Below are 12,408 nucleotides of genomic sequence, written 5' to 3'. Positions count from 1 at the left end.
AATTGACATAAAATTGATGAATTCACTAAACATGTGTACTTATTATACATTTCGTTCATGCCCTTGTCAAGACGGGGGGAGAAGTGCTATGATAATAGCATATGTGCAAAACGATAATTACAAGCGAGGTAATCAAAATGTCAAATAGCGAAAAAGCACTTCAGATGCATGAACAATGGAACGGGAAACTGGAAACAACAGCAAAAGCCCACGTCAATTCCCGCGAGGATCTTGCGATCGCTTACACTCCGGGAGTAGCGGAACCGTGTAAAGTTATCGCAAAAGATCCGGAAGCCGCATACAAATATACAATCAAATCCAACACTGTAGCAGTCGTTTCCGACGGAAGCGCCGTACTTGGCCTCGGAAACATCGGCGCTCTTGCCGCAATGCCTGTTATGGAAGGAAAGGCCGTACTTTTCAAAGAATTCGGCGGTGTCAATGCAGTACCGATCTGTCTTGATACCCAAGATACAGAGGAGATCATCCGTACTGTCGTAAATATTGCTCCGGCATTCGGAGGAATCAATCTGGAAGACATCTCGGCTCCCCGCTGTTTTGAAATCGAAACACGTTTAAAAGAACTGCTTGATATTCCTGTTTTCCATGACGATCAGCACGGAACCGCTATCGTCGTACTTGCCGGAATCATCAACGCCCTGAAAGTAACCAAAAAAGAGAAGGAGACATGCCGCGTTGTCGTAAACGGAGCCGGCAGCGCCGGAGTTGCGATTACGAAACTTCTTTTAAATTACGGTTTCAAAGACATTACAATGTGCGATATTAACGGAATCATCTCAAAAGATTCAGAGAACTTAAACTGGATGCAAAAGGAAATGGCAAAAGTGACTAATTTAAAAAATGCTTCGGGAACTTTGGCCGACGCTTTAAAAGGCGCAGATATTTTTGTCGGTGTTTCCGCTCCCGGCATCGTCACAAAAGACATGGTTGCTTCTATGAATAAAGATGCCATTTTGTTCGCTATGGCGAATCCTGTTCCCGAGATCATGCCTGATCTTGCCAAAGCCGCAGGTGCGAAAGTCGTCGGAACGGGACGTTCGGATTTTCCGAATCAGGTAAATAACGTAGTAGCTTTTCCGGGTATCTTTAAAGGCGCTTTAGAAGGCCGTGCTTCTCAGATCACAGAAGAAATGAAACTCGCCGCTGCAAAAGCGATCGCCGGACTTGTCCCGGATGAAGAACTTTCCGAAGATAATATTTTACCTCAGGCATTTGACCCATGTGTTGCGGAAACAGTCAGCCGCGCAATAAAGGAATTGATTTAATGGCGCCTGTTTTTTCACAGTTTCAGCCAGATGGGGAACGTTATCGTTCCCTGAATCTCTATCTTAAGAAACTGTTCGGAGAAAAAGTATATAAGGTCACTTTAAACGGAGGGATGACATGTCCGAACAGAGACGGACATATCGGAACCGGCGGATGTATTTTCTGCAGTGCGATGGGATCCGGTGACTTTGCGGGAAACGCTTCGCTTTCTATTACCGAACAACTAAGGGAAGGCAAAGACGCAATCAGAAAAAAGCGCCCCGTACGCAAATTTATCGCTTATTTTCAAGCGTTTACAAACACTTACGCTCCTGTAGATCATCTTGAAAAAATATTTACCGAAGCAATAAACGATCCCGATGTCTGCGCTCTCTCAATCGCCACCAGACCCGATTGTCTGCCTCCTGCCGTACTTGAGCTGCTTGGCAGATTAAACCGGATCAAACCTGTCTGGGTAGAGTTGGGACTTCAGACGGTCAATTCCGAAACGGCACGTTTCATCCGGCGCGGATATCCGACGGATGTATTTGATCATGCGGTGCACCGGCTTCGTATGCTTGGAATCACTGTCATCGTTCACGTCATCCTCTTTCTTCCGTACGAAACGAAAGAAATGATGTTCCATACGATCGATCATTTGAACAAACTTGATATTCAGGGGATTAAACTGCAGCTTCTTCATATATTGAAAGGAACAGATCTCGCAGCCGTTTACGAAAAAACACATTTTCACGTACCTGATATGGAAGAATATATCGAACTGCTCGGGTCATGTATCGCAAAACTGCGCCCTGATATCATTGTTCACAGACTGACAGGAGACGGACCTAAAGAACTTCTTATCGCGCCGTTATGGACAAGCGCAAAACGAACCGTCTTAAATCGGTTTCATCAATATTTAAAGCAACAAGACATTTGGCAGGGAAAGGATTATCATGTCTGAAACATTTACACTGTATAAACTAATCATACTCTATATGCTGAACAAAGTTGATTTTCCGCTCACCACTTCCCAGATATCGGAATTCGTACTGGATAAAGGGTACACAACTTATTTTAAATTGCAGGAGGCAATCTCCGAACTGACGCAGTCCGAGCTGATCCGCACCGAGACAACCCACAATCGGACTCTCTATCATCTCACAGAGAGCGGTGCGGAAACGATCCATTATTTCAGCAATAAAATTTCATCCGCCATACGCAAGGATATCGACGATTTTCTGACCGAAAAACAATATGACTTAAAAGAAGAAGTATCTGTAAAAGCCGACTACTATCTAAACACAAATCAGGAATACGAAACAAGATGTCAGATTGTAGAAAACGGTTTCAGCCTGATCGACTTAAAATTAACTGTTCCGACTGAAAAAGAGGCTAAAGCCATCACAAATCACTGGAATTTAAAAAGTCAGGAAATCTACACATTACTCCTTACGAATCTTCTGTAAGTATTCCGTTATCGTTTTTTCGTATCCGAGTATGCCCGGTTCATAGAATCGGGCATTTTTTATTTCATCAGGAAGGTACTGCTGTTTCACATAATGATCCGGATAATCATGAGCGTACTTATAATCTGTGCCATGACCGAGTTTTTTTGCCCCTTTATAATGCGCGTCTCTAAGATGTGCCGGCACGCTTGTCTGATAGTTCCTCACCGCTTCATTTGCCGCAAAAATCGCATTGACCGCAGAGTTACTTTTAGGCGCACATGCTACATACGTCACTGCCTGAGATAAAATAATCTGAGACTCCGGCATGCCGATCCGCTCTACCGCCTGTGCCGCCGAAACGGCAACCGTCAGAGCCATCGGATCTGCATTTCCCACATCTTCCGCTGCGCATATCATAATGCGGCGGGCAATAAACTTGACATCTTCTCCCGCATACAGCATTTTTGCCAAATAAAACACTGCCGCATCCGGATCTGATCCACGCATACTTTTGATAAACGCCGAAATAATATCGTAATGATTATCCCCTTTTTTATCATAGTTTACCACTCTTTTCTGTATACATTCCGAAGCTGTTTCAAGAGTAATATGAATAATCCCGTCTTCTGACCGTTCTGTCGTTAAAACGCCCAGTTCAATCGCATTCAACGCGCTTCTGGCATCTCCTCCCGACATATCCGCTAAAAATTCAAGCGCTTCTTCTTCTATCTTGGCGCCAAAACTTCCGAGACCTTTTTCTTCATCTTCCACCGCACGTCTAAGCAATATTTTAATATCTTCTTTCTCAAGCGGTTTCAATTCAAACACGGCAGAACGGGAAAGCAAAGCTCCGTTTACCTCAAAATATGGATTTTCTGTTGTAGCCCCGATCAATATCACTGTTCCGTCCTCCACAAACGGAAGGAGATAATCTTGCTGGCCTTTATTAAACCTATGAATCTCATCGATAAAAAGAATCGTCCGTTTCCCGTACATTCCCTGCATATCTTTCGCTTCTTTTACGACTTCCTCCATATCCTTTTTCCCCGCAACAGTCGCATTGATCTGCTTAAATTCTGCACTTGTCGTATTTGCGATCACTTTTGCAAGAGTTGTTTTACCTGTTCCCGGAGGACCGTAAAAAATAACGGAACTAAGCTTATCCGCCTTGATCGCCCGATATAACAATTTATCCTTTCCTATAATATGCTGTTGGCCGACCACTTCATCCAAAGTCTTAGGGCGCATTCTGGATGCCAGCGGCGATTCTTTTTCCTTCTTTGTCTCCCTCATATAATCAAATAAATCCATCTGGTTCTTCCTTTCGTCACTCTTCTTGTTTTCTCTGTAAATCTACTCTGCCTGTATCAAACTGCGGATTACTTCTCCTGCGATCAGCAAGCCCGCAACAGGCGGAACAAACGAAACACTTCCCGGAATGGTTCTTCGCATTCCCTTCTCTTCTTCTGTCGTACGCCCCTCTGCGCTGATCGGCTTTTCCTTTGAATACAACACTTTCAAATGTGTGATGCCTCGGTTTCTAAGTTCCTTTCTCATCACTTTACAAAGAGGACATACACTTGTTTTTGACAGATCTGTAATCTCAAACATTTCTGCATGAAGCTTATTTCCTGTACCCATGCTGCTTATAATCGGAATATTCCGTTCCCCGGCAAGTTCCGCAAGGACAATTTTCGCACTGACCGTATCGATCGCATCTATTATATAATGAATAGTTCCGATCTGTTCCAGAAGTTCTTTTGCATTGTCCGGCAGAACAAAAGTCTCGTATGTTTCCACTTTGATATTCGGATCGATGTCTTTGATTCTCTCTCTCATCACATCCGTTTTCATTCTTCCGATCGTACTATGATAAGCAATCGACTGCCGGTTAATATTTGTAAGCGATACATCGTCATTGTCGATCAATATCAATCTCCCGATACCGCACCTTGCCAATGCTTCGATACAGTGAGATCCGACGCCTCCTACACCAAACACGGCAACAGATGCTTTTTTTAATTTTTCCATATTTTCACTGCCAATTAAAAGTTCTGTTCTTGAATATTCGTTTATCATCCGTTCTCCTATCCTGTTCTTTCAAACTATCAATTAATAATCAATTCGTCTGCTGTCACAAACTCATATCCTTGTTTCTCCATAATATCAACAATCTGTAATGCGGCCTCCACCGACTCTCCGTAACAGTCATGCATAAGGATTACATCTCCTTCTTTTGTATCCGCCGTTACTTTCTCGACAATTTTTTCCGTGTCTTTTGTAACCCAATCAAGAGAGTCAACCGTCCATTTCACATATATTTTATCGGGATCTTCTTCTCCTTCCGGCATTGCCCCAAACGGCGGACGGATAAATTCCGTCTCATGTCCTGTGATCTTTTTAATCGCCTCATCTGTAGTTTTAATCTCTTTTTCAGCCTCTCTGCCGCTGATTTTCGACAGATCGACATGACGATATGTATGATTTCCGATCAAATGACCTTCTTCATACATTCTTTTTACGATTTTTTTGCTTTCTTCTTGTTCTGTGTTTGCTCCGATCAGAAAAAATGTTGCTTTGATCCCCCGTTCTTTTAAACCGTCCAAAAGCATCGGAGTATACTTTATATTCGGCCCGTCATCAAACGTAAGCGCAATCTTCGGTTTCTGCTCTTCTCCCCCTGCACATTCCGCCGCAACATCTTCTGACGCCGTTGAAACAGCCGTTTGAAAATCAAATGGAAAAAAGCGCAGCACTGCTGCCAACACCAAGATCTGCATCCATATTTTTCTGTTTCGCTCCATTGCATCTCTGCCTTTGATTTCTTTCACTTTCCAGTATATGTTCTTCTTCTCTTATAGATGCAAAGCGTTCCGTTTTGCAAGATATACCGTCATATTTTTCTTACACGGCTCTTTCTGTACTCTGACGGACTTTCCCCTTTCTGCTTACGAAAAGCTTTTGAAAAATAAAGATTATTTTCAAAACCGACCGAATAAGCAATCGCCGAGACCGAAAGATCTGTCTCTCGCAGAAGTCGACACGCCTGCTTGATCCTGTATTCCGTCAAATATTCTTTCGGCGATCTGTTCATATAATTTTGAAAAGAACGAAACAAATGGCTTCTGCTTATCCCGACATAGGAAGCAATCTCTTCTACCGTAATAGGATATGAATAATTTGTTTCTATATAACTCTCCGCCTTCTCTGCGTAAGTCAGCTGTATCGCCTTTTCTTTCTCTTCATGCTCTGCGTAATGCATAAACACTGCCAGCAGACTGTACATCTCCCCTGTCATAGCGACAGCGGCCTCATATGTATTTCCTTTCGCATTATAAATCCGTTCCAGTCCGTCACGTATCTTTTCTGTCGGAATCCTCCCTTTTAAAATATACGGAGTCTCCCTGCTAAATTCTGTATTTCTGATAAGAGACGCCGCATCCGCGCCCATAAACCCTGCCCATGCATATTCCCACGGCTTATCCGCATCTGCCTGATACCTAAGCTCTACTCCCGGATAGAGAATAAACGTATCTCCTTCTTCCAAATGCTTTGACACAGTTCCCGTACAATAACATCCGCTCCCCGACAAAATGTGATGAATACAATAGTGATCTCTCACTCCGGGCCCCCACTGATATTCGGGATCACATTTCTGATATCCGACATTATATACGGACAAAGAATTCAGCAGATTTTCCCCTGTTTTATACGAATGTTTATATGATGCTTCCATAGAATCCCCTTTCTTGATCCTTCGTTTCATATCCCGATCATCAAACTATATCCATTATAAACTTTCCCTTATTATAAATGCAACATTTTTACATGGATTCGCACGGATTTTTTATAGACCTTTTCACTGCTTTCATCCTATACTATAGACAGAAAATTTCGAGAAAATAAAAAACTTTCCACAAATTAATTAACAAAAAACAGAAAAAAGGAGTCCGATCATGCTTTATGAATCAATCAAAAAATTAGTGCAATATGGGATAGATACCGGTCTTACTCCCGAATGCGAACGTGTTTACACAACAAATCTTCTTCTTGAACTCTTTCATGAAGACAACTACGAAGACATCGAATGTACTTCCGACAACCGTGATCTTGAGGAAATTCTCAAAGATCTTCTTGACGAGGCCGTAAAACGGGGAATTATAGAAGACAGCATTACATACCGTGATCTTTTTGACACAAAAATCATGAACTGTCTGATGCCGCGTCCTTCACAGATCCAAAAAGAATTTCAGGAAAAATATAACATTTCTCCTGAGGAAGCCACCTCTTACTATTATAAATTAAGTCAGGACAGTGACTATATCCGCCGCTACCGCATCAAAAAAGATCGAAAATGGACAGTCGAAACCAAATACGGCACACTTGACATTACGATCAATCTTTCCAAACCGGAAAAAGATCCGAAAGCGATTGCCGCTGCAGGAAAAGCGAAATCCGCTTCCTATCCAAAATGTCAGCTCTGCATGGAAAACGAAGGCTATGCCGGACGTTCCAACCATCCTGCAAGAGAGAACCACCGCATCATCCCGATCACGATCCAGGGACGCAGCTGGGGATTCCAGTATTCTCCTTACGTTTATTACAACGAACACTGCATCGTATTTAACGGCGAACATGTTCCGATGAAGATAGACAGAAATACATTTGCCAAACTGTTTGATTTTATTAAACTATTTCCACACTACTTCCTTGGATCGAACGCAGACCTTCCGATCGTCGGCGGCTCTATCTTAAGCCATGATCATTTCCAGGGCGGAAATTATACTTTCGCCATGGCCAAAGCTCCGATCATCGAAAACTTTACTGTGCCGGGATATGAAGACGTGGAAGCGGGAATCGTCAAATGGCCCCTTTCTGTTATCCGTCTGAGAGGAGAAAATACGGAACAGATTATCGACCTTGCAGATCATATTCTTTCAAAATGGCGTACTTATACAGACGAGGAAGCATTTATATTTGCAGAAACAGACGGGGTTTTACACAACACGATCACCCCGATCGCCAGAAAAAAAGACGGTATGTATGAACTTGATCTGACGCTTCGCAACAACATTACAACAGAAGAACATCCTCTCGGAGTATATCATCCGCACGAAGAACTTCACCATATCAAAAAAGAAAACATCGGTCTGATAGAAGTAATGGGTCTCGCCGTTCTTCCTGCAAGACTCAAAGGAGAGATGGAACTTCTAAAAGAATATATCATAGAGAAAAAAGACATCCGAAGCAATGATCAAATTGCAAAACACGCAGACTGGACAGATGCCTTTCTATCAGAGTACGACAATGTTACAGAAGAAAATATCGAACAGATTTTGGAACAGGAAGTCGGAAAAGTATTTTGCAAAGTACTCGAAGACGCAGGTGTATATAAATGCACAGATGAAGGAATTAAAGCCTTTAAACGTTTCATTTCCACACTCTGATGGATATACCTCTGATAAACTTCTCCTTTGGCAATATATCCCCTTCGGAAAGGGAGTAAAAAAGAGGACCTTTCGTTCATTTTGAACGAAAGGTCCTCTTTTTCCATAGAGACTGTTATTTCACAGCCTCTTTTCATAACACGCCTTTCACTTATAAAAAACAAGACATTTTAATATTTCTGATATCGGGCTGATCCGAAAGCGATCATCATAACAAAAATCGGCTCAAGGAAAATCAGTCCGATCGTAAACCCAAGTCCTTTTCCGAAGCTTTTCGCCAGATTCACACAATAAAACACAGACAAAACGATCGTTACCAGTCCGCACAGACCTCCCAGAAATCCCGAAAACGACCAGAAATCTCCGCCTGAAATACTGGAAAATATACTTTCCAACACTGTAAATATGAAATAAATCCAAAACATATTCGGAGTCCACGCGATCTTATAAGCCGTATATGTATTATATACCGGAATTATAGACTTCCAACCGGCCTCTCCCGCTTTCATAAACATCAGCCAGTTTGCGAGAATCGTCAACGCAAACCAGATTAATGCCGCAGCGCCATAGACCACTCCTCCGATCGCGAGAAATAGCATAGAAAATATTGCCCAAGCCATATCGAAACCTCCTGTTTTCCTGTCCGGATCGCTTCCATGAGATACTTTCAGGAAGCGTTATCCATAAATTTATTCCCATTATACTTCTTTACAATCAAAACTACAAGAGAACATTTTTTCTATTTTAAAGCGCTTTACGAAAAATCTTTCAAGCCATCCAGTTTTTTTCTCACTTCTTCCATTTTTACAGAAAACTCTTCATAAAATCCGTTTTCATCATCAGCCCGATATGGCGCCTCAAAAAAGCTCCTCAGCACATATAGAGTCAATATATTTCTGTTTTTATCATCCAGCCCGAAGATCGCATTTTCACAATCTTTCAGAAATCCATGCCACTTCCATATATAGTCCTCATACGCTTTCAAGTTTGCAATTCCGAGCCATTTTTTTATTTTTTATCTTACCACGTTCCTTTCTCGCACATTCATGGATCTGGATAAAATATTTTATTCCGTTTTCTTCATAATATCTGCCAAGAGGAAACAGACGGCAGATACCCGGTCTATATGCATGTATGCTGCATCTGCCATACACATCTAAAAACGGACAGACATCTCCTTCCGGCGTCATCCGCACGTTCGGCAATATCATACCGTCTACAATCCCCAGCTCAATTTCCTGTTCCATCAAAGCCGTAAATTCTTTTCCGACCCCTTTTTTAAGCCGCCATATATCCATAGGATCTAATTTGATCGAGTCACCCATTCCTCTGCAGCATGCGGAACACCCCGCACAGTCATGACAATCCGCTTTTACCATATCTCCGGACGAATAGAGACGCCCGTCTGATATTTCATTCAAATCAATATTTCGTTTCATTACTTCTCATCCTCTGATAACTCTGTATTTCTATGCATCAAATCTTCCAGTGTGATACCATCAAAATAATCATTGATCATTTTGTGAAAATCAGTCCACATTCCAATTGTGTGACACTGATCTTTTCTTTCACAGACAGGTGCATTGCATTCCAGGCATGAGACCGGAGCAAGGTTTCCCTCCGTAAGACGAAGGATTTCTCCGACCTTATATTCTTTTGGTTCACGGCAGAGACGATACCCGCCGCCTTTTCCGTGAACGCCTTCTATTAATCCGTTTTTTGTCAGCACCGGCAAGATCCTTTCTAAATACTTCAAAGAAATACCTTGCCGGGCAGCCACGATTTTCATCGCGACATGCCCGGACTCTTTATTCTGTGCAAGATCGATCATCACTCTTAAAGCATATCTTCCTTTTGTGGAGATCAACATTCAGCACTTCTCCTTTCTCATGCTTTTTGAAAGTCAATCCGCGAACATCGGTGTCGACAAATAGCGATCCCCCGTATCAGGCAGAAGCACTACGATCGTCTTTCCTTCATTCTCGCTGCGTTTTGCAAGCTCTATTGCCGCCCAAACCGCTGCTCCGGATGAAATGCCGACAAGAATACCTTCTCTTTGTCCGATCATTTTTCCTGTGGCAAATGCATCTTCGTCCGAAACTGCGATAATCTCGTCATAAACATTTGTATTTAAAATTTCCGGAACAAATCCTGCCCCGATTCCCTGAATTTTATGCGCTCCCGGAATTCCTTCTGAAAGAACTGCCGACGACTTCGGCTCAACAGCCACGATCTCCACGTCTTTCTTTTTCGATTTCAGATATTCTCCGACTCCGGTCAGGGTACCTCCTGTTCCTACTCCCGCCACAAAGATATCGACCTTCGCATCTGTATCTTCGTAGATCTCCGGGCCCGTCGTGTCCCGATGAGCCTGTGGATTCGCCGGGTTTACAAACTGACCCGGGATAAAGCTGTTCGGAAGTTCTTTTGCCAATTCTTCCGCCTTCTCAATCGCACCTTTCATTCCTCTCGCTCCGTCACTTAACACGAGTTCCGCGCCATATGCTTTCATGATCTGCCTGCGTTCTACCGACATCGTTTCCGGCATCACTATAATAATGCGGTATCCTCTTGCCGCTGCAACAGCCGCAAGACCGATTCCTGTATTCCCGCTCGTCGGTTCGATAATAACAGAATCTTTCTTTAATTTTCCGCTTTTTTCAGCCTCATCTATCATCGCTTTCGCTACTCGATCCTTTACAGAGCCTGCCGGATTAAAATATTCCAATTTTGCCAGGATTTTTGCTTTCAGCCCATGTTCTTTTTCAATATGGGTCAGTTCCATAAGTGGTGTTTTTCCGATCAACTGATCGGCTGATGTATAAATCTTAGACATATTATTATCTCCTTTTTCATGTTTCAATTTTATTTTCTCACAGTTTTTCAACAGATGCAAATCCCTTTTCCAAATCTGCGATAATATCGTCGATATGTTCCGTTCCGATTGAAAGACGGATCGTATTCTGCCGGATTCCCTGCTCCTGCAGTTCCTGTGCGTTAAGCTGAGAATGGGTTGTTGTTGCCGGATGGATCACAAGACTTTTGACATCCGCAACATTTGCCAAAAGAGAAAATATTTCCAAATGATCGATAAACTCGTGCGTCTTCTTTTATTCCTCCCTTAATCTCAAATGTAAAAATAGAACCTCCGCCATTTTTGAAAAACTTCTTGTATAAATCATGATCCGGATGATCCGCCAGAAGCGGATGATTCACTTTTTCAACAAGGGGATGGTGATTCAAGTATTCGATCACTTTTTTCGTATTTTCGGCATGACGTTCCAAACGAAGGGAGAGCGTTTCTGTTCCCTGAAGCAAAAGAAATGCAGCAAAAGGAGAGATTGCCGCGCCCATATCACGCAGGATCACCGCCCGGATATATGTCACAAACGCCGCGCCCGGAGCCGCCTGCGAAAACACAACTCCATGATAGCTGTCATTTGGGTCTGTAATAGCCGGATACTTTCCCGAAGCTTTCCAGTCAAATCTTCCCGAATCAACGATAACGCCTCCAAGTGTTGTTCCGTGCCCGCCGATAAACTTTGTGGCAGAATGTACGACAATATCCGCTCCATGTTCGATCGGCCGAATCCAATACGGCGTTCCAAACGTATTATCCACCACAAGAGGGATCTGATATTTGTGAGCTAATTCTGCCAGTGCATCCATATCCGGAATATCACAGTTGGGATTGCCGAGCGTCTCGATATAGAGCGCTTTTGTCTGCTCTGTAATTGCACGTTCTACCGCTTCCAGATCATGGATATCTACAAAACTTGCCGTAATTCCGAGATTCGGCAACGTATGCGCCAGCAGATTATAACTTCCGCCATAAATTGTTTTCTGCGAAACGATGTGACCGCCGTTCTGCGCCAATGCCTGAAGCGTATATGTGATCGCTGCAGCTCCCGAAGCAACCGCCAGAGCCGCTGAACCGCCTTCCAGCGCCGCGATCCTTTTTTCAAATACCTCCTGCGTCGAGTTTGTCAGCCTGCCGTAAATATTTCCTTCTGCCTGAAGACCAAACCTTGCCGCGGCATCGGCACAGTCGTGAAAAACATATGATGTCGTTGCATAGATCGGAACTGCTCTCGCATCTGTCGCCGGGTCCGGACGTTCCTGTCCTGCATGTAACTGAATTGTGTCGAATTTATAATCTGCCATATCTTATCTTCCTTTCTGTTTTTTACCTACTAAAAAGGTTGGTATTAAGATATCACTTAACACCAACCTCGTCAAGAGTT

Annotated in this window: 11 protein-coding genes and 2 pseudogenes; 4 read left to right on the top strand and 9 right to left on the bottom strand. The window is 43.1% G+C overall.

All coding sequences use genetic code 11. From position 1 onward, the window contains the following. The first annotated feature begins 137 nt into the window (after positions 1-137). From RUMTOR_RS03715 to RUMTOR_RS03705, 3 genes are read left to right on the top strand one after another with little or no spacing between them, the layout of a single operon-like run. Positions 138-1,286: an NAD(P)-dependent malic enzyme gene (locus RUMTOR_RS03715; RefSeq protein ID WP_009242227.1), complete on the top strand. Its 1,149-nt coding sequence runs from the start codon at positions 138-140 to the stop codon at positions 1,284-1,286. Continuing rightward, positions 1,286-2,230, top strand: a complete 945-nt coding sequence (mnmL, locus tag RUMTOR_RS03710; RefSeq protein WP_004845764.1) for a tRNA modification radical SAM protein MnmL/YtqA — start codon at positions 1,286-1,288, stop codon at positions 2,228-2,230. The genes RUMTOR_RS03715 and mnmL overlap by 1 nt, the downstream gene beginning before the upstream one ends. Then, entirely contained in the window at positions 2,223-2,735 is a 513-nt protein-coding gene (locus RUMTOR_RS03705) for a DUF4364 family protein (protein WP_004845763.1), read from the top strand. The genes mnmL and RUMTOR_RS03705 overlap by 8 nt, the downstream gene beginning before the upstream one ends. Here the strand turns inward: RUMTOR_RS03705 and RUMTOR_RS03700 are convergent. The 4 genes from RUMTOR_RS03700 to RUMTOR_RS03685 form a co-directional block, all read right to left on the bottom strand. After that, complete coding sequence (locus RUMTOR_RS03700) at positions 2,712-4,028, bottom strand: replication-associated recombination protein A (RefSeq protein ID WP_004845762.1); 1,317 nt, start codon at positions 4,026-4,028, stop codon at positions 2,712-2,714. The genes RUMTOR_RS03705 and RUMTOR_RS03700 overlap by 24 nt on opposite strands. Before the next feature lie 42 nt (positions 4,029-4,070). Next, the gene (locus tag RUMTOR_RS03695) at positions 4,071-4,796 is read right to left on the bottom strand and encodes a tRNA threonylcarbamoyladenosine dehydratase (protein WP_004845761.1); all 726 of its coding nucleotides are present in this window, start codon (positions 4,794-4,796) and stop codon (positions 4,071-4,073) included. Between the two features lie 29 nt (positions 4,797-4,825). After that, on the bottom strand, positions 4,826-5,548 hold the full coding sequence (locus RUMTOR_RS03690; protein WP_009321086.1) for a polysaccharide deacetylase family protein: 723 nt from the start codon (positions 5,546-5,548) through the stop codon (positions 4,826-4,828). 62 nt (positions 5,549-5,610) lie between these two features. After that, the gene (locus RUMTOR_RS03685; protein WP_009242228.1) at positions 5,611-6,453 is read right to left on the bottom strand and encodes an AraC family transcriptional regulator; all 843 of its coding nucleotides are present in this window, start codon (positions 6,451-6,453) and stop codon (positions 5,611-5,613) included. Positions 6,454-6,673: 220 nt separating this feature from the next. Between RUMTOR_RS03685 and galT the strand changes: the two genes are divergently transcribed. Continuing rightward, entirely contained in the window at positions 6,674-8,164 is a 1,491-nt protein-coding gene (galT, locus tag RUMTOR_RS03680) for a UDP-glucose--hexose-1-phosphate uridylyltransferase (protein ID WP_004845758.1), read from the top strand. 170 nt (positions 8,165-8,334) lie between these two features. Here the strand turns inward: galT and RUMTOR_RS03675 are convergent, their stop codons facing one another. From RUMTOR_RS03675 to RUMTOR_RS03655, 5 genes and pseudogenes are all read right to left on the bottom strand, one after another. After that, complete coding sequence (locus tag RUMTOR_RS03675) at positions 8,335-8,784, bottom strand: DUF5684 domain-containing protein (RefSeq protein WP_004845757.1); 450 nt, start codon at positions 8,782-8,784, stop codon at positions 8,335-8,337. Positions 8,785-8,918: 134 nt separating this feature from the next. Further along, positions 8,919-9,603: pseudogene (locus RUMTOR_RS03670) on the bottom strand (YkgJ family cysteine cluster protein). Continuing rightward, positions 9,603-10,034, bottom strand: coding sequence for an RrF2 family transcriptional regulator (locus tag RUMTOR_RS03665; protein ID WP_004845754.1), 432 nt, complete (start codon positions 10,032-10,034; stop codon positions 9,603-9,605). Before RUMTOR_RS03665 ends, RUMTOR_RS03670 begins: the two are co-directional and overlap by 1 nt. 33 nt (positions 10,035-10,067) lie before the next feature. Beyond that, entirely contained in the window at positions 10,068-11,000 is a 933-nt protein-coding gene (gene cysK, locus RUMTOR_RS03660; RefSeq protein ID WP_004845753.1) for a cysteine synthase A, read from the bottom strand. A 37-nt stretch (positions 11,001-11,037) separates the two neighbouring features. Further along, positions 11,038-12,328, bottom strand: a pseudogene (locus RUMTOR_RS03655) (O-acetylhomoserine aminocarboxypropyltransferase/cysteine synthase family protein). Positions 12,329-12,408 lie beyond the last annotated feature (80 nt).

It is taken from the genome of [Ruminococcus] torques ATCC 27756 (genome assembly GCF_000153925.1).
Classification (GTDB): domain Bacteria; phylum Bacillota; class Clostridia; order Lachnospirales; family Lachnospiraceae; genus Mediterraneibacter; species Mediterraneibacter torques.
The sequence above is the reverse complement of the archived record's forward strand: the minus strand, read 5'-3'. Positions and strand labels throughout refer to the sequence as shown.

Bases quoted from the DNA above. Each gene is read 5' to 3' on its own strand.
- RUMTOR_RS03675 (WP_004845757.1), bottom strand. From the start codon at position 8,784: ATGGCTTGGGCAATATTTTCTATGCTATTTCTCGCGATCGGAGGAGTG.
- RUMTOR_RS03685 (WP_009242228.1), bottom strand. From the start codon at position 6,453: ATGGAAGCATCATATAAACATTCGTATAAAACAGGGGAAAATCTGCTG.
- RUMTOR_RS03665 (WP_004845754.1), bottom strand. From the start codon at position 10,034: ATGTTGATCTCCACAAAAGGAAGATATGCTTTAAGAGTGATGATCGAT.
- RUMTOR_RS03700 (WP_004845762.1), bottom strand. From the start codon at position 4,028: ATGGATTTATTTGATTATATGAGGGAGACAAAGAAGGAAAAAGAATCG.
- RUMTOR_RS03695 (WP_004845761.1), bottom strand. From the start codon at position 4,796: ATGATAAACGAATATTCAAGAACAGAACTTTTAATTGGCAGTGAAAAT.
- cysK (WP_004845753.1), bottom strand. From the start codon at position 11,000: ATGTCTAAGATTTATACATCAGCCGATCAGTTGATCGGAAAAACACCA.
- RUMTOR_RS03715 (WP_009242227.1), top strand. From the start codon at position 138: ATGTCAAATAGCGAAAAAGCACTTCAGATGCATGAACAATGGAACGGG.
- galT (WP_004845758.1), top strand. From the start codon at position 6,674: ATGCTTTATGAATCAATCAAAAAATTAGTGCAATATGGGATAGATACC.
- RUMTOR_RS03705 (WP_004845763.1), top strand. From the start codon at position 2,223: ATGTCTGAAACATTTACACTGTATAAACTAATCATACTCTATATGCTG.
- mnmL (WP_004845764.1), top strand. From the start codon at position 1,286: ATGGCGCCTGTTTTTTCACAGTTTCAGCCAGATGGGGAACGTTATCGT.